Origin of the sequence: Flavobacterium flavipigmentatum (assembly GCF_020911905.1) — a bacterium.
Classification (GTDB): Bacteria; Bacteroidota; Bacteroidia; order Flavobacteriales; family Flavobacteriaceae; genus Flavobacterium; species Flavobacterium flavipigmentatum.
The window spans coordinates 3310585-3330775 of record NZ_CP087133.1 but is presented as its reverse complement, the minus strand read 5'-3'; the positions used below and the strand labels follow the sequence as shown (position 1 = coordinate 3330775).

Annotated in this window: 20 protein-coding genes; 7 read left to right on the top strand and 13 right to left on the bottom strand. The window is 34.5% G+C overall.

Annotated elements, in window-relative coordinates:
- Positions 1-101: 101 nt before the first annotated feature.
- Entirely contained in the window at positions 102-1589 is a 1488-nt protein-coding gene (locus tag LNP22_RS14370; protein WP_229974067.1) for an aminotransferase class V-fold PLP-dependent enzyme, read from the top strand.
- 226 nt (positions 1590-1815) lie between these two features.
- Here the strand turns inward: LNP22_RS14370 and LNP22_RS14365 are convergent, their stop codons facing one another.
- The 11 genes from LNP22_RS14365 to LNP22_RS14315 form a co-directional block, all read right to left on the bottom strand.
- On the bottom strand, positions 1816-2268 hold the full coding sequence (locus LNP22_RS14365; RefSeq protein WP_229974066.1) for a DoxX family protein: 453 nt from the start codon (positions 2266-2268) through the stop codon (positions 1816-1818).
- A gap of 53 nt (positions 2269-2321) precedes the next feature.
- On the bottom strand, positions 2322-2888 hold the full coding sequence (locus LNP22_RS14360; protein WP_229974065.1) for a Crp/Fnr family transcriptional regulator: 567 nt from the start codon (positions 2886-2888) through the stop codon (positions 2322-2324).
- A 548-nt stretch (positions 2889-3436) separates the two neighbouring features.
- Complete coding sequence (locus LNP22_RS14355) at positions 3437-4171, bottom strand: hypothetical protein (protein ID WP_229974064.1); 735 nt, start codon at positions 4169-4171, stop codon at positions 3437-3439.
- 171 nt (positions 4172-4342) lie between these two features.
- Entirely contained in the window at positions 4343-4729 is a 387-nt protein-coding gene (locus tag LNP22_RS14350; protein ID WP_229974063.1) for a VOC family protein, read from the bottom strand.
- Positions 4730-4839: 110 nt separating this feature from the next.
- Entirely contained in the window at positions 4840-5259 is a 420-nt protein-coding gene (locus LNP22_RS14345) for a hypothetical protein (protein WP_229974062.1), read from the bottom strand.
- 220 nt (positions 5260-5479) lie between these two features.
- Positions 5480-7222 carry an APC family permease gene (locus LNP22_RS14340; RefSeq protein WP_229974061.1) on the bottom strand — a complete coding sequence of 581 codons (1743 nt, stop codon included), beginning with the start codon at positions 7220-7222 and terminating at the stop codon, positions 5480-5482.
- A gap of 143 nt (positions 7223-7365) precedes the next feature.
- Positions 7366-7836: a nuclear transport factor 2 family protein gene (locus tag LNP22_RS14335; protein WP_229974060.1), complete on the bottom strand. Its 471-nt coding sequence runs from the start codon at positions 7834-7836 to the stop codon at positions 7366-7368.
- A gap of 51 nt (positions 7837-7887) precedes the next feature.
- Positions 7888-8412: a hypothetical protein gene (locus tag LNP22_RS14330; RefSeq protein WP_229974059.1), complete on the bottom strand. Its 525-nt coding sequence runs from the start codon at positions 8410-8412 to the stop codon at positions 7888-7890.
- An 18-nt stretch (positions 8413-8430) separates the two neighbouring features.
- Complete coding sequence (locus tag LNP22_RS14325; RefSeq protein ID WP_229974058.1) at positions 8431-8901, bottom strand: hypothetical protein; 471 nt, start codon at positions 8899-8901, stop codon at positions 8431-8433.
- A gap of 6 nt (positions 8902-8907) precedes the next feature.
- Positions 8908-9585, bottom strand: a complete 678-nt coding sequence (locus LNP22_RS14320) for a peptidoglycan DD-metalloendopeptidase family protein (RefSeq protein ID WP_229974057.1) — start codon at positions 9583-9585, stop codon at positions 8908-8910.
- A gap of 12 nt (positions 9586-9597) precedes the next feature.
- A complete protein-coding gene (locus LNP22_RS14315; protein WP_210667203.1) occupies positions 9598-10263 on the bottom strand; it encodes a spermidine synthase in 666 nt (221 codons plus the stop codon).
- Positions 10264-10327: 64 nt separating this feature from the next.
- Between LNP22_RS14315 and LNP22_RS14310 the strand changes: the two genes are divergently transcribed.
- Both LNP22_RS14310 and LNP22_RS14305 read left to right on the top strand, forming a co-directional pair.
- Entirely contained in the window at positions 10328-10879 is a 552-nt protein-coding gene (locus LNP22_RS14310) for a 1-acyl-sn-glycerol-3-phosphate acyltransferase (protein WP_229974056.1), read from the top strand.
- Positions 10880-10949: 70 nt separating this feature from the next.
- A complete protein-coding gene (locus LNP22_RS14305) occupies positions 10950-11960 on the top strand; it encodes a hypothetical protein (RefSeq protein ID WP_229974055.1) in 1011 nt (336 codons plus the stop codon).
- A 170-nt stretch (positions 11961-12130) separates the two neighbouring features.
- Here LNP22_RS14305 and LNP22_RS14300 read toward each other — a convergent pair whose 3' ends face one another.
- Positions 12131-12598: a helix-turn-helix transcriptional regulator gene (locus LNP22_RS14300; protein ID WP_229974054.1), complete on the bottom strand. Its 468-nt coding sequence runs from the start codon at positions 12596-12598 to the stop codon at positions 12131-12133.
- A gap of 312 nt (positions 12599-12910) precedes the next feature.
- Here LNP22_RS14300 and LNP22_RS14295 point away from each other — a divergent pair, with 312 nt between their 5' ends.
- The 4 genes from LNP22_RS14295 (at position 12911) to LNP22_RS14280 (ending at position 17858) form a co-directional block, all read left to right on the top strand.
- Entirely contained in the window at positions 12911-14065 is a 1155-nt protein-coding gene (locus LNP22_RS14295; RefSeq protein WP_229974053.1) for a M14 family metallopeptidase, read from the top strand.
- A gap of 77 nt (positions 14066-14142) precedes the next feature.
- Positions 14143-14622 carry an Lrp/AsnC family transcriptional regulator gene (locus tag LNP22_RS14290; RefSeq protein ID WP_007805990.1) on the top strand — a complete coding sequence of 160 codons (480 nt, stop codon included), beginning with the start codon at positions 14143-14145 and terminating at the stop codon, positions 14620-14622.
- Positions 14623-14712: 90 nt separating this feature from the next.
- On the top strand, positions 14713-17298 hold the full coding sequence (locus tag LNP22_RS14285) for a phosphoenolpyruvate carboxylase (RefSeq protein ID WP_210667198.1): 2586 nt from the start codon (positions 14713-14715) through the stop codon (positions 17296-17298).
- 44 nt (positions 17299-17342) lie between these two features.
- Positions 17343-17858, top strand: a complete 516-nt coding sequence (locus LNP22_RS14280) for a DinB family protein (RefSeq protein ID WP_229974052.1) — start codon at positions 17343-17345, stop codon at positions 17856-17858.
- 172 nt (positions 17859-18030) lie between these two features.
- On the opposite strand, the gene recQ is transcribed toward LNP22_RS14280, so the two are convergent.
- Entirely contained in the window at positions 18031-20169 is a 2139-nt protein-coding gene (gene recQ, locus LNP22_RS14275; RefSeq protein WP_229974051.1) for a DNA helicase RecQ, read from the bottom strand.
- Positions 20170-20191: the final 22 nt, after the last annotated feature.

Below are 20191 nucleotides of genomic sequence, written 5' to 3'. Positions count from 1 at the left end.
TTAAAGATACCAAAAGGTTATTTAATGTTTGAAGTTTATAATTGATAAATTCGCAATTCTATAAAAAAGCAATATATTTGCAGTCAAACTAAGGCACAACAATGGATAGCAAAAATAATACCATCACTTTAGAGACCTATTTTCAGGATTTTAGACAGCATATTGTGGGTGTAAATCAAGAATTTATGTCTCCTTATGGCAAAAAACAAATTGTTTACACCGATTGGACTGCCAGCGGAAGATTGTATCGCCCTATAGAAGAGAAACTTCTCAATCAATTTGGGCCTTTTGTTGCCAATACACATACAGAAACTACCGTGTCAGGTACTGCCATGACAAAGGCGTATCATCATGCCAGAGCTATTATAAAGCGTCATGCCAATGCAAATCAGGATGATGTTTTGATTACAGATGGCACCGGAATGACAGGTGTTGTCAATAAATTTCAACGTATTTTGGGACTAAAAATCCCCGAAAATCTTAAAAATCATACTGTTGTTCCTGCAGAAAAAAAACCGATTGTTTTTATTTCGCACATGGAGCACCATTCCAATCAGACTTCTTGGTTAGAGACGATTGCAGATGTCGAAATTATTCCGTCTTGTGAGAAAGGTCTTTTTTGTTTGGATAATTTAGCGTTATTGCTTGAGAAATATAGTGACAGAACGATTAAAATTGCTTCTATCACTTCGTGTTCGAATGTGACAGGGTTGAAAACACCTTTTCATGAAGCTGCCAAATTAATGCACAAGCATCACGGAGTTTGTTTTGTAGATTTTGCCTGTTCAGGACCTTACGTACCTATAGATATGCATCCTGAAGATCCAGAAGCGTATTTGGATGCCATTTTCTTTTCGCCGCATAAATTTTTGGGTGGGCCAGGAACTTCAGGTGTGTTGATTTTCAATAAAAAACTATACCATAACATGATCCCGGATTGCCCGGGAGGAGGAACTGTGAGTTGGACAAACCCTTGGGGTGAGCACAAATATATTGATAATATCGAAGAGAGAGAAGATGGCGGAACTCCCGGTTTTCTTCAGGTTATTAAAACAGCTTTGGCCATTGAGCTGAAAGAAGAAATGGGTATCGAAAACATTTTGCAGCGTGAGCACGAAATTGTTGACTATGTTTTTAATGCTTTGGATGGCGTGCCGAATATTAAAATTTTGGCGGGACAGCACAAAAATCGTTTGGGTGTAGTTTCGTTTTTTATTGATGATTTGCATTTTAATCTGGGTGTAAAATTATTGAATGATAAATTTGGGATTCAGACGCGAGGCGGATGCAGCTGTGCCGGAACGTACGGTCATTTTCTACTGCACGTAGATCAGGAAACTTCGAATAAACTGGTCAACGAAATTACCATTGGAGATTTGATCAAAAAGCCGGGATGGATTAGAATGTCTATTCACCCGACTACTACCGATAAAGAAATTGCTTTTGTTTGCGACAGCATCAAAGACCTGGCAAAAAACCACCAAAACTGGGCATTAGATTATTCTTATAATAAAAATACCAACGAATTCATTCATAAAAATGCAACTTCGTTTGAAGATGAATTGGTAGCCGAATGGTTTAATTCGTAATACATAATACTCAGAAAAGTGGAAGCACTTTTTAAATTCTTTTGTATAAAAAACATAATATAACCCGAGAGATTTTATTATTTCTCGGGTTTATTATTTCTGGCGATGTTCTTTTTTTAAAGAAGTATGGAGCTAGATTTTGTTTTGTGCCTGAAGTAATTACTTGTTTTGGTCGTTTTTTCAAAATTGTTCTTGGCAAAACTATTGCATCCGTTTTGGGTTGTGGTCAGGATTTGATAGCAGATAGATACGTCCAGACGATAAACACTATTTGAAGCGGTATTCTAAACCATAAATAGCCGATAGCGTTGCCTTGCAGATTTGCTTTTTGATAGTCAATGTGTTTTATTGCCGCATAGATATTGGCCGGGAGCAATAGTATAAAAAATACAATTAAAAGCCACGCTACAGTTGGCCTTAGACCAGTAATAAACAACCCAAAGGCAGCGACAATTTCTATCACACCTGTTATGTAGACCAGCTGTATTTTGTACGGAACAAAGTCGGGCAGCATCATTGCCATTCCTTTTGTAAAGACAAAATGTGCGATTGCGGTAAAGGCAAGCATGGCTGCCATTGCAATCCTTCCTGATAAGGCAAATTCAAAATTACCACGCCCAATTTTGGTTACCAAAAGGCTCAGGACAAATACGCTTAATAATACTAGTAGTGGTTTCATCTCTTTTTTTGGCAAAGATACTTTACCAAACAGGGTCAAACTATGAACCCAGGTTAAGAAATACGTTTTCGTATTCTGCTGAGCGCTTGCGGTGTGATGCCAATATAAGAGGCAATGTATTGCAAAGGTATTTGCTTGATGAGTTGGGGCTGTTCTGTAAAGAGGTTTAAGTAGCGCTGTTCGGCTTTGTCGTTGAGTAGCGAAAGTTCCCTGTTGGATTTCTTCAAAAATAAATCTTCGCCGGCTAATCTGCCTATTTGATGGCCAATTTTTGTTTCCTGATAAATGTTTTGCAAATCCTGATATGTCAGGCGCCAGAGTTTGGTGGGAGTAAGGGTTTCTATATGATAATGAGACGGTTTTTGAGTTAAAAACGAGTCGTAACCGCTTACAAAACCGTTCTCAAAGGCAAAAGCAAACGTTAAGTCTTTTTCTACTTTAGGGAGGTACATCCTGACAATACCTGTCTCGATAAAAGACAGGTAGTTCTCTGTCTGTCCCGCCTTTAACAGCAAATGTTTCTTTGGAAATTCCTGTACAGTGAGCTTCGAAGAAAAAATGTGCCAATCTTCGTCTGTGAGCTGGGTTGTTTTTTCAAAATAGTGTCGTATTCTTTCCATTAAATGGTGCAATATGAGTTTTTTCTGGTGCCACAATTTTAAATTTTCATTCTTTTACTGAATAGTAGCAACGCAATGCCGATTCTAACTGTAAACGAAGTTACTAAAAAAACGGTTTCTAATGATCATAAGACATGTTTTTACCAGCCTGAAACTAGCGCACGACATTGTTTGTTGTATGATTTATTGGGGACTTTTGTGGTATTAATGTGTTTTTGGCTGGCTTTGTGAGTTGCTTTTGCAGATTTACAAAACACTTCTTAATAAGTAGTAATTGCTTCGCTAACTTTATAAACTACTTCGCTAGATTTATAAACCGCTTTGCTAAGTTTATGAACTACTTCGCTAGATTTATAAACCGCTTCGCTAACTTTATAAACTACTTCGCTAGATTTATAAACCGCTTTGCTAAGTTTATGAACTACTTCGCTAGATTTATAAACCGCTTCGCTAACTTTATAAACTGCTTTGCTAGATTTATGAACAGCTTTGCTAAGTTTATAAACTGCTTTAATAGATTTATGAACTGCTTTGCTAGTTTTGCACTTTTATCTAGGGCTTGTAAATCCTAAACTGCTAATTTGTTTGAACTGTGGGCTTGTAGCGCCAAAAAGGCTTTTTACATATAATTTTACCTCTTTTGCCATTTGTTTTATTCCGTTTTGTGGGTCGTACATCGTTTGGTCTCTTCTTAGCATTGCATTGCTGTATTTGGTATAGCTGTTAATTAGCTGGTTGTTTTTAGCTTTTAATTCGGCTAGTTTTGCTTGCAGCGAGGTTACTTTTAGTTCGTTTTCGTTGGGATTGTACATTTTATTTTGCACCAGCACTTGTATCAGGTTTTCCAGATGGTCTATTTGTCTGTCGTAGGAGAGTTGCGATGTCGATATTTGGGTTACAGTAGTACCTGTAGCACTTTGTGGATCTGATGTTTGTGGTGCTTTTGCTCTGATGCCCTGCAGCTTTTTGTTGATTGCTTTTGCGTCTGAAATTGCCAGTGGGTCTGCGCCCGAAACTGCAAATGCATTGATAATTTTTGTAAATAAGGGCTTTAGGTTTTCGAACAAGTTTCTGCGTTCGTTGGTTGCGTAGTCGAAAGCTGTTTTTGCGATGGTGAGTTCGTTTAGTTTATCGATCGAATTTTGATGCAATAATTGAAGTTCTACGATTTTTAGGTTTCCTTTTGCGGGGTTGTAAATTGCTCCGTATCCTTTGCAAAACGAAATAATTTCTCTAAAATTGGCCGCGTTTTTGATGTGCCCGGTTTCTGATCTAGATGCCATGATTTAAAAATTTAAAGATTAATACTACACAAAATTAGTAAAAAAGAACTTACATTTATTTTGCAAAGTGTTAAAAATTAAATAATTATAAAATCAAAAGAAAATGCCCAGTTGTACTTATTCTTTTGTTTAAAGATTTTGTACTATTTTTTAAGAAGTTCTTTTTCACGACTAATTGGTTTGCGTACTTACCGACCAATAGTTGCCCGCACAATCGTAAAAAGATCCTCTTGTGTCGGGATCACCCAATTTATTTACAGGTTCTTCGATAATTGTACAACCCTTTTCTACCGCCAATTTGAAGGTTTTAAAAACATTTGGCACATAAAAATGTAGCATGGTTTGGTTGGCAGGATAGGTATCGGTGCTATTGCTAATCATGATTACAGAATCGTCTAGTTTAAGTTCGATATGCGCAATAGTTCCGTTTTGGTGGTCAAACCGTCTTAGTTCTGTGGCTCCAAAAACGGCTTTTAATAAATCTACTAATTTTTGAGCATCATCTGCAATTAAATAAGGTGACAGCGAATTGTAATTTTCTGGTTTGAATGTTTTCATTTTTACTGTTCTTTTTTTTATTATTGAATGATTTTAGAGGTAAAAGTAGTTTCAATATCATCATTGTATAAATAGGTTGTAGCAGTTTTTTTTGTAGCCTGTCTCTTTTATTATTCAATTTGAACTTCAAACAATACAAATGAAAGACTTTTTTTTCCGTTGCTCTCTAAATATAAAATTGCATACTTTTTTTTCTTTTTTTTAGAATTGATTAAGAAGCTTACAGGAAAGGAGATTGGATTTCCGGTTCCGATACTTTTTCCAGCCATTGTAAATCGATTTTCTTCTGATCCGATCATTATTCCTGTGCTGCAATTATTACAATTAGCATCTGAAAAGTATTTTACAGTAATGGAATCTCCAATTTTATAATTACTACTTTTTATGATGAGAGGTGTTTTATTATTATACTGATTGTACTCTTTTATTTTTACTTTATTATAGTAAACATGCCAAACACTTATGGTATCGGAAGCGTTGCAAACGATAGAAATTAAGAAAAAGGATAGTGCTAAAATCAGGGTTTTCATGAATGATTTTTAGAGTAATTATTTACGTATATTGCTCAAATTGAGCTTATACGAAGATATTAAAGTTTATGTTTTGATTTCAGGATTTCTAAAAAAATACTACAGTTCTGGCCTAGCCCCGATAGAGCCGCTATCCTCGCAGTGCAACGGAGAGATAAAGGCGAAAGCGGGACTAAAGTACTAGAAAACCTGATTTGTCTGCTCCTGAAAAAATAGTGTATTACATGATTAATCGAACGCCGCCGAGGTCTGAGACGCGGTAGGAGAATTTGTTGCCGGGCGAGCCAATAAACATAAAGTTTTTTGGAATCTGCCATTTTTTGGAGAGTTCGTCTATTAATTCGGGACCAAAAACACCTTCGATTTCGATAAACTCAATGTCGATTTGATCGTAAGCACGGTCTAAAACCTGTAAATCTTTTATTAGGGCTTCGTTGTTTTGAGAAGTGGTTTTGACATTTACGATTTTTAGTTTTTTTGTGGTTTCGTTTCCTTCGACGTATTGCAAAACTTTATTGAGGATCGCGATATCGTCTCCTTTTGTAAAAAATACAAATTCTTGTGAGTTGATTTTCAGACTCATTTTATGCAAATAGCGATTGCTGACAATCACGAATCGGCGTAATGGCTGGTAAAAATATTCTAAACTTTGTATTAAAACCCGAATTAGAAGGACACGGTTGAGCATGATGGCGACAAAAATCGTGGCGGGCACCATGTATTTGAGGAAGGTATAAAACGAGTTGATGTTGAGCTGCATGTTGCCGACAAAAGCTGCGATAATGGCTGTAACCGCCAGTACGACTACAAAACCACGTGCGCGCTCAGGTCGGGGTAATTTACTTCGTTTGAATTTGAGCAATAAATTACCGATGCCAAATAGTGCCATTACAGCCAAAAACGAAAAGGTATAGACGCCGGCCAATGATTCGAGATGTCCTTTTGTTACGAATAATACAGAAATGCACAGTACCAAAAAACTAATGACAATGCGATAATGAGAACCTCTTTTGTTTTGTTTGAGAAAATAATTGGGTAAGATTCTGTCTAATGTCATTCGGTTTAACAAACCCGAAACACCTACAAATGAAGTTAATACGGCTCCGCACAATACCAAAACGGCATCGATAGAAATAAGCCACGCGAGCCAGGAACCGCCCGTTGTCTCACCTAAATAGGCGAGAAGGGATTCTTTGTTTTCGCCCACTTCTGCCATTGGAATGATGGCGATGAGCAATAAGGCAATGACTGGATTGAAGAAACTTACAATAGCCCACATGTTGCGGAGCGTTTTAGGAAAAACGCCTTGTTTTTGCTCTTCGACAAAATTGGCAGAGCTTTCGAAACCTGAAATTCCGAGCATGGCAGCCGAAAATCCTAAAAATAATGCAGTGGTGATGTTTCCGAACTTAACAGGTAGTTCCCAATTGATGTGAAAAGTGTCTAAACCATTGTTGAGGATAAACCATAACGATGCTAAAACCAGTAAACTAAGGGTAACCAGATGGGTTATAAAAATAAAAACCGCTACAAATGCCGACTCGCCAATGCCTAAAATAGCCAATCCTGTAAATAATAATAGGACTACAATGGTAGCGTAAATGATGTTGATGTTGTGGAAAATTCCGTGTAAATAATGCATTCCTTCTGAGGCAGAAATCACTGCGGTGGCCATGTACGACAAAACAGTTAAGGTAGCTGCCAATGAAGCGAGTCTTTTGGTAGAGGTATTGAGCAAAACGTTGTAAGCGCCACCGTTTAAAGGGATTGCACCTACGACTTCGCCATAAATTTTACGAAATAAAAACAATACAACGGCTACAATTAATAACGAAATCCAGGCAAATTGACCTGCGTATAAGATGGTTAATGCAGATACATAAAGACAGGAAGAACTAATGTCGTTTCCGCAAATGGCTGTGGCTTGTAATTGATTTAATTTTTTGTGTACGATTTCTTTCATAATATAAAGATTATAACACATCGGTTGATCGTGAGTAGGAGGCACGACAAATAATCTTTTGGGGCAAAGATTATTTATTTTGAATTTATGCTAAAAGCATGTTTTTTGCTGATGTGTTTTTTTTAATCTTCAATTTATGAAAATTATTTGGCTTCCTGAAACTTTTTGAGAGATAATAAAGCCTGTTCCTGAATTTTTTTCTGAAAAAAACCTGTCCAACCTAATAAATAACCTGTAGGACCAAAGGCTTGCTTAGACCATTTCCATAAATCAAATTGGTCAACATGTTTGATGATCAATCCGTCCTGAAAAATAAACTCTGCACTTATTTTGTTGATGACGTTTCTGTTTGTTTTGGTAAAGTTGTAAGTTGCTACCCAGTTTGCGGTACCTGAAAATTCGTCTGCTTTGACATTAGAAAACTCGATTTTGAGGTTTCCTTTGCTTCTTAGAATCAGCATTTTCCACATGTCTGAAACTTGCTCTTCTTTAAGAAGTCCAAAAGCAGGATCTATAAAATGAACTTTTGGATGATAACATTCGCACATTGTTTTAGCATCGGCGTTGGCAAAAGCGGTGTAAAATTTGGAGATTAATTCTTCGTTTGAATTCATTGATAAAAAATTAGAATGCAAATGTAAGATTATTTTTCTGTGAATTTTATCTTATAAAACGCTAATTTGTTTAGCGGTATCAAAAGTTTTTATGCTTGTGCCGTAAGTCGTAGAAAAATAACTCTGTTTGTTTACAGCAGTGTAATTTCCGTTTTGATTCCCAAATTTACTCAAGTCTCCTGTAACATTGAATCGGATGGATTGTATGTTTTTCCTTTTTAACTTATTCATTTCTAATGGAGTAAAAGTGTAATAAGTAATTGTTTTTCCGTCGAGCGTTTCACTGATATTGCGGTCTACACATGCAATGACATCACCATCGATAAAATAAACGTAAACTCCTCCCGAGATTTTCATTTTGTCGTTTGAAGGAGTGATTGATAATTTTAAAATTCCGCCTTTCTCTGTTTTTGCGATTTGTACATTTGCTTCGCCGGTTAAGGCATATCTTTCGCAGATAAAAGTATAATTTTCTGTTGCTGGATAGGCCTTAGAGCCTTTTAGACTCATGGTTTCTTGTGCAGAAACGAAGGTAGAAATCAACAAACAGAGCCACAGCGGAAATTTTAAATTCATAGTATCTTAGTTTATTTTTTAGTTAATTTTAGCATCAAAACTTTCATCCCAATCCATTGATTTTATGGCAGATATCAAATTACTTTCGTCTACAAAAATTCGAAGTTCTTTATTGGCTACTTTTTTTGTGTACAGCGCATGATAACGATAAATTGTTTCCTGTCTGGTTTTGTAAACGCCATCTAATTTCAAATCAATAAAACTTCCGTAAAACTGTCTGAACTTCAAACAGGTTTTGGTCAAACGTTCTTCTGTCGTGTTTTCCATAACCGTTTTGGTCACTTCAGTTTCGTCAAAAGGCTTAAATTTAGAAGTGTTGCACGTTTCTAAAACTCGTTTTCCTAACTGATACGCTTTTTTCTGCTGATTAGAATTGATTTCGGCTTCTACTACTTTCTTGATTTTTAAATCGTCGGTATCTCTGCTAACCGTTTTTGATTTACATCCTACGATTAATAACAAACTTAAGATCAATAAGGCTTTCTTCATAACTATTTATGTTATTTTTAATAATAAATTTGGGTCAGGACAGTTTTCTATGTAAAAATTCAAATCGTTGATATTGCAAACTCCGGGATAATCGCCCCAATAATCCTGGATATCCCTAATAATCTGAAAATGCAAATGTGGTGCGTAATCTCCATTTTCGAATGATTTTCCTAGAGTTGCCAAGTTTTCTCCTTTTTTAAAGAAAGTCCCAACGGTTAAGTGCTCTATACTTTCTAACGACAAATGTCCGTATAAAGTATAAAAAACTTCATCATCTATCTGATGTTCTAAAATAATGGTTGGTCCGTAATCACCGAATCCAATATTATTTTTAAAACTGTGTACTTTTCCGTCAAGTGCAGCCAAAACTGGTGTTCCGGCTTTTATCCATAAATCAAGGCCGATGTGTATGTCACGTTCTAAAGTTGAGTCTTTTTTGAAAATCTCACTTCGTTTGTACATGTTTCTGGTCTCGATATAACCGCCGTAGGCTACTTTTACAGCATTTTTTTCTAAATAATTTTGGATGTATACTTCAAAATCAGAAGCGTTTGGAGCCTTTTTTTCGCCAATCTCTTTATTGAGTACAGATAAATCTAGCGGAATATATACTGAATAATCAATACTTGAATCTATTACTTTTGTTCGGGGTAAGGCTTTTAAAATAGAGGCTAGTGTCTTCATAACAGGGTTGATTTAAAGTTTTTTTTCGATGATAATTAGTTCGTTATGATCCTCAATGCGAGGCAACATTTTGGTAGTAAATATTTTTTGATCTATTTCAGCAATGTATTTTCGATTTCGTACGTTGTGTTCTTCATCAAGAATCATGGTGTTAAAGAGAATGTAACCTCTGTTTTTTAACAGAGAGCAAAGATGAGCGCTAAAGAAACTTTCGAACAAAAAATTAGGCATTTTTATGTCTTCAAAAATATCAATAATGATCAAGTCGTATTTGTCTTTTGTTCGGAGTACAAACTCAAAAGCATCATCAATAACAACTTCTAATTGCTTGATTTCATTAAGTTTAAAGTATTGATTGGCAATGGTTATGATGTCAGGATCGATTTCGACTCCTGTGATTTTTCCCGGATATTGCACTTCGTCTGTCAGAGTTTTGATCACGCTTCCACCGGCAACTCCTAATAGTAAGATATGATCCATTTTTAGGATGTTTCCGTATCCTATATTTCGTAATCCGTACCTTAATATACGCTGTAAACTTCCATAGGAATAATTGGTGTTTTCAGAATCGAGAACCAATTCGCCATTTGCCCAAGTTACCTCTAAAGTTTTACTTCGGGCGGATTTTTTCTTAAAAATTTTAATTGGAATAATATAACTGAGTATTTTTTGAATCATTTATTGCACTTTTACTCAAATTTACCATTTAAATCTTTTATTTTGCAACGTAGAATACAATTTAATGAAGAAACAATTATACAAATTCATATTTTTTAAGCTAATGGGCTGGAAAATAGAAGGAATAGAGAATGCCGAAATAAAAAAATGTGTTATGGTGGTGATACCGCATACAAGCAATCATGATTTTTATTTAGGGCTTTTTACCCGCGGGATTTCGGGCTTGCAAATGAATTGGGTGGGAAAGAAAGAATTATTCAGGTTTCCTTTTGGTTATTATTTTAGAAATGTAGGAGGAGAGCCTTTGGATCGTACCGGAGGTTTAAACAAAGTTGATTCTATTGTAGCCATCTTTAACAGGAAAGAAGTTTTTCGCCTGGCTGTTGCACCAGAAGGAACTCGCAAAAAAACACATGAGCTTAAAACAGGTTTTTATTATATTGCATTAAAAGCAAATGTGCCCATTGTTCCGGTTGCTTTTGACTGGGGCAAAAAAACCGTCAAACTGGGAGAACCTTTTTTTCCTACAGGTGATTATGACGCCGATCTGCAAATTTTAAAAAGATTTTACGCCGGAGTATTGGGTAAAATACCTGAAAACAGCTACTTATTTTAATATGAGTTAAAAAAATAAAACTAAAAGATTGAATTTTTCGTAAGTAAATTAAACTATAAAAATTATACTTATGAAAAACGTAATGATTACTTCGGCTCTTTTAATATTTCTTTTTATTTCATGCGATAACGACGATTCTCAAAATACACCACCAGCTTCGCCCGAGGCTACTTTGGTTACTTCGAGTAATACCTCGGGAAAAATTACATATCTTGATTTATTGCCTGCTTCTGCAATGGTAAAATCGTTTACAATAACTTCTGTCGATGCAGAAGGCGTTTTTTATGATAGCATGAGTGATGCTGTTATCGTAGCTTCGAGAACCAATAATAGACTAGAAAAATATACGGGAATCAAAACTGCTATTACAGCGGGAACCGATAATCTGACTTTGGCATTAAATAGTGTAACTGGAGATTTCACAAATGCTAGAGAGACGGCAGTTTCTGGAGATGTAGTAGTGGTGACTCAAGACCAACTTGCTTCTAACGGTATGATAAACAAACTTTTTGTTTATAAAATGACTAGTACGGGTTTTACTCTGACCAAGACTTTTACAACAGATTTTAAACTTTGGGGAATTCACATGGCAGGAAATGATTTGTATGCAGTTGCCGATTTAACAGGCGATATTGTGCAATACAAGGATTTTATGAATAATGCTTCCGGAAATATTGCCCCTACAAAACGTGTCACGATTCAAGGTTTGGTGCGTTCGCACGGAATTACCTATTCTTCATCAGATGATGTAATGATTTTGACCGATGTGGCAAGTGCAACTTCTGGAACAGATGGAGGTTTGATTATAATAAAAAACTTCTCAAGTGTTTTTAATGCTACTGCGGCAGCGGGTACCATTATGATGACCAACCAAATTAGAGTTTATGGACCAAACTCACTTTTAGGAAATCCTGTAGATGTGGCTTATGATAGTACAACAAAAAACATTTATGTTGCAGAAAGACTAAATGCGGGCGGAGAAGTGCTTACGTACAGTTATCCAACTGCTTCTGGGGACTTTGCTCCAAAAAATATACGATTGGAAGCAGGAGTAACTTCTGTTTTTCTTTTGAGAAAATAAATATATTGAATTAGTACTTTTGTTATTAATGACCTCAATTCATGTATTTGAATTGGGGTTATTTTTTTTTAAACAATTAAATTGAATAAGAGGGCGCTTTTTTTGCCTTCGTGAGAATACGCTAAACGAAAAATAGTTTTATTTTTTTTTAAATACGAGCTATTTTCAGATTACGGTGTATAGACCTTAAAGGTTCCGTTTTTATAAAAAAATACAATCTTCTCAATTTCTTCTTCAACAGCTGTAGTATTATTTTTTACTTCGGGAATATTTGGTAGTTCTTTTTTATTCTCTGAAAAATTAATTTCAGAAAATAAATCTCCGGAAACATTATTTTCTAGAGGAGAAAGAGTGTATGAATTTGTAATTTCTGGTAAACTACTATTTTTTTGAATGATAGGTTCTTCTCTGTTTTTAGGAAAACTCCCTTTACCATTTAATATCCAATACAAATCTACATCCGGAAAAACATCCAGTATCTTCAATACAAAATCTAAACTAGGCTTATTCCTTCCCGAAAGTAGGTGAGACATGCTAGATCGCTGTACGCCAATTTTATCAGCAAAAGAAGAAGCATTTAAGCTATAATAATCCAATATTATTTCAAGTCTTTTTACAAAATCATCGATGTTTACCATTGTAAATTGTTATTTAGAAATCACTTGTTTACAAATGTAACTAAAAGAAAGCAATAAAGCAATTTTACAGTTGTAAATTATGTTTTAAGAGGTATATTGTGTAATGTTTAGCTATATATAAAGTGTGTTAATATAATGAAAAACAGATATTTAAGCATTAAAAGAGTTATAAATAACATTTGTCAATTAAATAACCATAAAACCCAGTTACAAAGGCTAAAAGGCTGTTTACAATTATAACTTTTTGTAATTTTTTATTGTTTACAATTGTAAAAATAAAGATGTTTACTTTTGTAAACTAATTAAGAAACAATGAATTTAGAAGAATTATTTAGTCAATACAAAGAACAATCTATAAAAGGTCGTTACATTACTTTAGATCATATTCAACCTTTATTAGATCGATTAAACACCAATAATCAGGTGAAAATTATAGGAAAATCTGTTTTGGATAAACCTATTTATAGTTATCAAATTGGTACTGGTACAACACGTATCTATATGTGGTCGCAAATGCATGGTGACGAAAGCACTACTACCAAAGCACTGTTTGATTTTATCAATTTTTTGAATGGTGACTCAGAAGATGCTCAAAAAATGCTTAAAACGTTTACTTTTTACGCTATTCCAATGTTAAATCCCGATGGAGCAAAGCTTTATACGCGCGAAAATGCTAATGTGATAGACCTAAATCGTGATGCCCAGAATTTGACACAACCCGAGAGCAAACTTTTACGTCAAATCTTTGAAGAATTTCAGCCACATTATTGTTTTAACCTTCATGATCAGCGTACCATATATGCCGTGGGTGATACGAAAATGCCAGCTACGGTCTCTTTTTTGGCGCCTGCGTACAACGAAGAACGTGATATAAATGACTCACGTTTGAAGGCAATTAACCTTATTGCAGGTATCAATGATGTGTTAAAAAAGTATATTCCGGGGCAAATAGGCCGATTTAGTGATGCTTTTAATTTTAATTGTACTGGAGATACCTTTCAGTTTTTGGGTGCGCCAACCATTTTGTTTGAAGCAGGACATTTTCCAGACGATTATCAGCGTGAAACCACCAGAAAACTCCTATTTTTCTCACTTTTATCTGCTTTTAGGATTTTAAGCGAAAACGATTTAGTTGATAATCGAATTAATGATTATTTGAATATTTCACAAAATAAAGTCCTTTTTTATGATTTTATGTATAAAAATATCAAAATAAATTATGATGGTATCGAAATTATTACGAATTTTGTCGCACAATACAAAGAAGAATTGATTGAAAATGAGATTCATTTTAACGCTTACATTATTGAAGTAGGTGAATTAGAAAATTATTATGGCCATTATGAATATGATGCGAAAGGCGCAACGTATTCGGATGATTTTAGTAATTTTCCGAAAATGAATCAAAAAGCAGATTTTTATTTAAATAAAAATACTAAATTTGTTAACGGTTTGATAAAAAGTTAATTTTTATGTGAATTTGTTGTTTTTTATATATATTTTTATACTTTGTAATAGCAATTAGTAATATTAATTAAAGAATTATGAGTAAATTTCGTTTAGATGAAGTAGATCACCAGATTTTAGATATGTTAATAGACAATACGAGAGTTCCGTTTACTGACATCGCTAAAAAACTATTGATATCTGCTGGAACAGTACATGTTAGAGTGAAAAAAATGGAAGACGCAGGAATCATCATGGGGTCTTCATTAGCGTTAGACTATGATAAATTAGGATATTCATTTATTGCCTATGTCGGTGTATTTCTTAATAATACCTCACAAACTAAATTTGTGCTAGAGCGAATCAATCAAATTCCGTTTGTTACTGTGGCTTCTGTTACAACAGGAAAATTTAATATTTTTTGTAAAATCAGAGCAAAAGATACTAAACATGCCAAAGAAGTTATTTTTATGATTGACGATATTGAAGGAGTTTACAGAACAGAAACTATGATTTCGTTAGAAGAAAGTATTAATGATAAGAAACGTTTGATGCATACTATTTTTAAAAATATGTAACAATTTTTCTTGAATGCTATATAAAAATATACCTCAAGTTTATTCTTGGGGTTTTTTTATGACCTATTAACCAACCAACTACACACGATTATGTACACGTTACCAAAAATTGAGCGCTTTAATCAAGATGTTCTCTCAAAATACCACATTTATAATAGTGTATTTATAACCTTGCCTTTTGATTCTATAGACAATACGGGAGTTTTACTTCCTTTGTTTACAGAAACTTGCGAAACAGGTTTTAAAAAACAGGAAACCCCAAAAGAAATCTTTAATTTTTTCTCTGATAAATACCTGAATAATGCTTCTGAGACTGAAAAAATCGATTTAATGTTTCGATTTATTCAATATATAGAGCGACAAATTGTTTTGTTTGATGCTATAGAAGATGCTGCTTTTCCTGCTGTAAATAATATGGAAGGCCGAGGATCGCTTCGTGATATTAAAGAAAAATCTGAAGCCAAAGAAAAAGGAGAGGAATTGGTTGAATTTCTTGAAAATTTTAATGTTAGAACGGTTTTAACCGCTCATCCAACGCAGTTTTACCCTGGTCCCGTATTAGGAATCATAAATGACCTGACTGCTGCAATCCGTTCTAATGATTTGCTTAAAATCAAACAACTGTTAGCTCAATTAGGCAAAACTCCTTTTATTCAGAACGAAAAACCAAATCCGTACGATGAAGCTGTAAGTTTGATTTGGTATCTAGAGAATGTTTTTTATGCTACATCAGGCGAAATTGTTCATTATTTACAAAAAAACATGCTTCAGGGTGATGCGATAAAAAACCAACTAATCAAACTTGGATTTTGGCCGGGTGGAGATCGTGATGGGAATCCTTTTGTTACAACAGAAATAACACTAAAGGTTGCAGATCGTTTGCGTACTTCTATTTTAAAGTGTTATTATGTAGAGATGAGAAATTTAAAAAGAAAGTTAACTTTCTCAGGTGTAGATACTTTAGTATCTGAACTTGAACATAAACTATATCGTTCTGTATTTTATTCTAAAGGTGAAATTTATATCACTTTGGAAGAATTATTAACGCAATTGAATAAAATTAGAAGCATCATTATCGAAAAACATCAATCTTTGTATCTGGATGAATTGGAAGCTTTTTTGGTAAAAATTAATCTATTCGGATTTCATTTTGCTACTTTAGACATTCGTCAAAATAGTAAAATTCATAATGCTGTTTTCCATGATATTGTCGATTATTATTTGAAGTCAGGCTCAGGAGTTTTTCCGGAAAATTATTTTGATTTGTCTGAGTCCGAAAAAATCACAGTTTTATCTAAAGTAAAAGGGAAGTTGAATCCGAATGACTTTAATGATGAAATTACTAAATCTACTTTAGAATCTATTCAGGCAATTAAAACAATTCAGCAAAATAATGGAGAATTTGGCGCTAATCGTTATATTATCAGTAACAATGAAAGCGCGCTAAATGTTATGGAAACGTTTGCAATGATTCGTTTGAATAATTGGGAAGATCCTACGGTTGATATTATTCCGCTTTTTGAATCGGTTGATGATTTGCAGAACGCTCACGAAATCATGGAGCAGTTGTATACTAATCCTGAGTATTCTAAACACCTAAAATCCAGAGGAAATAAACAAACCATTATGCTTGGTTTTTCAGACGGAACAAAAGATGGTGGCTATCTGATGGCAAATTGGAGTATTTATCAGGCAAAAATTGCTTTGACTGAGATTTCGAGAAAATACAATATCAAAGCCATTTTCTTTGATGGACGTGGTGGACCTCCGGCTCGTGGTGGTGGAAAAACACACAAGTTTTATGCTTCTTTAGGACCAGAAATTGAAAATAACGAAATTCAGATTACGGTTCAGGGACAAACAATTAGTTCTAATTTTGGCACTTTGGATTCTTGTCGTTACAATATCGAAAATCTTTTGAGTGCTGGCGTTACCAATCAGGTTTTTAGTAAAGGAGAAAATGAATTGACTTCTGATGAAAAAGAAATTTTGAATCAACTAGCTGATTTAGGGTATAATAAATACTTGAACTTCAAGAATCACCCGAAGTTTATTCCGTATTTAGAAAAAATGAGTACGTTAAAATATTATTCTAAAACAAACATTGGTAGTCGTCCATCAAAAAGAAGCAAGTCTGATCAACTGGATTTTGCAGATTTACGAGCGATTCCTTTTGTGGGTTCCTGGAGTCAGCTGAAGCAAAATGTCCCTGGTTTTTTTGGAGTGGGTACTGCATTGAAACATTTTGAAGATACTAATCAATGGGATAAGGTGCATGATTTGTATCACAACTCATTATTCTTTAAAACTCTTCTTGAGAATAGTATGATGTCTTTGGCAAAATCATTTTTCCCGCTTACCTCTTACATGAAAAAAGACCCTGAGTTTGGTGAATTTTGGCAAATTATCTACGATGAATTTTTAGAAACAAAACGACTTTTGCTCAAAATTGCCGATCATAAACAGCTCATGGAAAATTATCCAGATGGTATAGCTTCAATTCAGGTAAGAGAACGTATTGTATTGCCGCTCTTGACAATACAACAATATGCTTTGTTGAGAATTAACGAATTGAATAAAGAAAAAGATAGTAATGAGGAGCTGATCAAAGTATACGAAAAAATCGTAACCCGATCTCTTTTCGGAAATACAAATGCAAGTCGAAATTCAGCTTAATGCTATTATAGTTTAAAAATTTTAAATCTCATAAAACGTATACCATGACAACAAGTGATTTATTGGAAAATGAATATTCGGGCGGATTTACAAATTATATTCGTGAAGCTGGCGATACTACTTTAATCGAAGAACTGGAAATCAGTTTGCATCAGTTTATTAAATTTGTACAAAATATCCCTATGCATAAATTTGATTACCGTTATGCAGAAGGGAAATGGACAATCAAAGATATTATTCAGCACATTATCGATTGTGAGCGTATTTTTGCCTATCGCGCTTTACGTTTTTCAAGAAATGACAATACCTCTTTGCCTAGTTTTGATGAAGATTCTTATGCCAACAGTACGAATTCAAACAATAGAAGCATTCAGGATTTGTTAACAGAATTTTCTGCCTTGCGACATTCTAATTTGTTGTTTTACAAAAGTTTATCAGAAGAACAATTAAAGAGAATCGGTACAGCTTCTAACAACAACATCTCAGTTCGGGCCTTAGGTTTTGTAATTATTGGACATCAAAAACACCATCAAAAAGTTTTTGAAGAAAGATATTTATAGAATTTTGAAATGTTTAAAATATAAAAATCCTGTGAAATACACTTCACAGGATTTTTTATTGCTATCGTAATTTTTTATCTAAAAATGTTACTTTCTACAAAGTATGTTGTCCCGAGGAACGAGAGGGCTTGTTTAGAAACTTACATAAATGACATATAACATACCTTTGTTCTTATGTTTTAATTTTAATGACTTCAGAAGCATTTTCTTTTCGTTCTACAATAGCAAGTCCAAATCTAATTTTATCATAAGAAACTTTCTCTTCAAAATAATCGAAATAAGGCTTTAAAGCCGTTGGGTATTCTAGCTTTATTTGTGCCTTGCGAAGTAATTCAATCTCTTCATCTGAAACAAATTGCTGTATGTTTATGTCATAACCATCAACATATAATTTGGCTAAATGCGAAACAATAGTTGTCTGTCCGAGATTTCGTTTTTGTGCAATTTCTTCTACGGTATGTCCGTTCTCAAAAAGTTCTAAAGTTATTTTATAAGTGCTGCCTTCTTTTTTTGTTTTGGTTGTTGTCTTTTTACTTTTATGAAATTCGATTATGGCATTTATAAAGGCGGAACCATATTTTTCTAATTTTGCGTTTCCAACACCATCAATAGCAATAAATTCTTCATCGCTCATAGGACGCAACGTTTCCATTTGCCTCAAGGCAGCATCACTAAAAATTACATACGCAGGAACTTCTTCTTCTTGGGCAATTTCATAGCGTAATTTTCTGAGCATCTCAAAAAGAGAATTTTTTACAGCTTTTACTTTTGCTTCTTTACTTTCGGCTTTATCAATTGTTTTTTTGATTACAGTTGTCAATTTTACTTTTTCGCCTTCAAATAAAACTTTTTTTGCAAAAGGGGTTAGTAAAATTTTATTGTGTTGATGAAAGGCAATTTCGCAATACCCTAAATTTATTAGCTGAATCAGATATTGGTTCCAGTCGTACCAGGAAATATCAGCGCCAATTCCGTACGTTTTTAAGCTTTGATAATTTTTTTCGTATATATATGCGTTTCTCGAGCCGCGCAAAAAATCAACAATTACAGCCAAGGGTTCCGATTCTTGTAAACGACTGATGGCAGACAACGCTTTTTGAGCCAAAATTGTTCCATCAAAGAAAATGGGAGGCTTTTTACAAATGTCACAATTGCCACAATTTTCAGTTACCAACTCACCAAAATAAGACAGCAAAATTTTTCTTCTACAGCTCAATGCATCCGCATATTGCTTCATTCTTTCTAATTTTGCCAATTGCACATCCGAATTTAATCCTTCCGAAGCAAATTTCTGAAGCTGTATCAGATCTGCGTAACTTTCGAACAAAACCGTTTCTGCAGGTAAACCATCTCGACCGGCACGACCAATTTCCTGATAATAGCCTTCAATATTTTTAGGCAAATTATAATGAATCACCCAACGTACGTTTGATTTATCGATTCCCATTCCGAAAGCAATTGTAGCACAAACTACCTGACAATCATCATTTATAAAAGCATCTTGTGTTTTTGCACGAAGTTTGCTGTCTAAACCAGCATGATAGGCTTTTGCAGCAATGCCGGTTTTTAGTAACTTATCAGCCAGTTCTTCGGTAGTTTTTCGACTTAAACAATAAATAATTCCTGATTGGTTGGGCTTATTCTGAACAAAATCAATTATTTGTTTGACACGATCGAGCGCAGGTCGCACTTCTAAACTTAGATTCTGGCGATCAAACGAAGCCACAAAAGTTTTAGGATTTTTCAGGTTTAATTGTTTGGTGATATCGGTGCGTGTTGCCTTGTCGGCAGTAGCCGTTAGAGCCAGAACAGGAGTAGAGGGAAAGCGGTTTTTTAGATACCCCAAATTGGTATAAGCCGGTCTGAAGTCATGTCCCCAGGAAGAAATACAGTGTGCTTCATCAATCGCTATAAGGCTAATAGTAAGTTGGTTGAATATACTATCCAGATAAGACAAACTTTCTGGTGCAATATAAACCAGTTTGAAGGTGTTTGATTTTAAGTTATCAATATAAAATTGTTGCTCCTCAGAAGATTGGCTGCTGTTGATGTAACATGCGGATATTCCGTTGGTTTTTAGACTATCAACCTGATCTTTCATCAATGCAATAAGAGGCGAAATGACAATGGTGATTCCGGGTAAAACCAATGCCGGCAACTGAAAACATATTGATTTTCCGCCACCGGTAGGCATAATTGCCAAAGCATCATGACCAGAAAGAATCGTGTTTATAATCGTTTCCTGATTGGGTCTGAATTTTTCGAACCCAAAATTTTCTTTTAGTTTGGCGTGTAGTAAATCTGAATTCATCTAGCTGATATTTGTAGAGATT

Excerpts from the sequence above, each read along its gene's own strand:
- LNP22_RS14315 (WP_210667203.1), bottom strand. The coding sequence starts at position 10,263 with ATGATTCAAAAAATACTCAGTTATATTATTCCAATTAAAATTTTTAAG.
- LNP22_RS14310 (WP_229974056.1), top strand. The coding sequence starts at position 10,328 with ATGAAGAAACAATTATACAAATTCATATTTTTTAAGCTAATGGGCTGG.
- recQ (WP_229974051.1), bottom strand. The coding sequence starts at position 20,169 with ATGAATTCAGATTTACTACACGCCAAACTAAAAGAAAATTTTGGGTTC.
- LNP22_RS14340 (WP_229974061.1), bottom strand. The coding sequence starts at position 7,222 with ATGAAAGAAATCGTACACAAAAAATTAAATCAATTACAAGCCACAGCC.
- LNP22_RS14280 (WP_229974052.1), top strand. The coding sequence starts at position 17,343 with ATGACAACAAGTGATTTATTGGAAAATGAATATTCGGGCGGATTTACA.
- LNP22_RS14350 (WP_229974063.1), bottom strand. The coding sequence starts at position 4,729 with ATGAAAACATTCAAACCAGAAAATTACAATTCGCTGTCACCTTATTTA.
- LNP22_RS14330 (WP_229974059.1), bottom strand. The coding sequence starts at position 8,412 with ATGAATTTAAAATTTCCGCTGTGGCTCTGTTTGTTGATTTCTACCTTC.
- LNP22_RS14345 (WP_229974062.1), bottom strand. The coding sequence starts at position 5,259 with ATGAAAACCCTGATTTTAGCACTATCCTTTTTCTTAATTTCTATCGTT.
- LNP22_RS14355 (WP_229974064.1), bottom strand. The coding sequence starts at position 4,171 with ATGGCATCTAGATCAGAAACCGGGCACATCAAAAACGCGGCCAATTTT.
- LNP22_RS14335 (WP_229974060.1), bottom strand. The coding sequence starts at position 7,836 with ATGAATTCAAACGAAGAATTAATCTCCAAATTTTACACCGCTTTTGCC.
- LNP22_RS14360 (WP_229974065.1), bottom strand. The coding sequence starts at position 2,888 with ATGGAAAGAATACGACACTATTTTGAAAAAACAACCCAGCTCACAGAC.
- LNP22_RS14285 (WP_210667198.1), top strand. The coding sequence starts at position 14,713 with ATGTACACGTTACCAAAAATTGAGCGCTTTAATCAAGATGTTCTCTCA.
- LNP22_RS14290 (WP_007805990.1), top strand. The coding sequence starts at position 14,143 with ATGAGTAAATTTCGTTTAGATGAAGTAGATCACCAGATTTTAGATATG.
- LNP22_RS14305 (WP_229974055.1), top strand. The coding sequence starts at position 10,950 with ATGAAAAACGTAATGATTACTTCGGCTCTTTTAATATTTCTTTTTATT.
- LNP22_RS14365 (WP_229974066.1), bottom strand. The coding sequence starts at position 2,268 with ATGAAACCACTACTAGTATTATTAAGCGTATTTGTCCTGAGCCTTTTG.
- LNP22_RS14295 (WP_229974053.1), top strand. The coding sequence starts at position 12,911 with ATGAATTTAGAAGAATTATTTAGTCAATACAAAGAACAATCTATAAAA.
- LNP22_RS14320 (WP_229974057.1), bottom strand. The coding sequence starts at position 9,585 with ATGAAGACACTAGCCTCTATTTTAAAAGCCTTACCCCGAACAAAAGTA.
- LNP22_RS14370 (WP_229974067.1), top strand. The coding sequence starts at position 102 with ATGGATAGCAAAAATAATACCATCACTTTAGAGACCTATTTTCAGGAT.
- LNP22_RS14300 (WP_229974054.1), bottom strand. The coding sequence starts at position 12,598 with ATGGTAAACATCGATGATTTTGTAAAAAGACTTGAAATAATATTGGAT.
- LNP22_RS14325 (WP_229974058.1), bottom strand. The coding sequence starts at position 8,901 with ATGAAGAAAGCCTTATTGATCTTAAGTTTGTTATTAATCGTAGGATGT.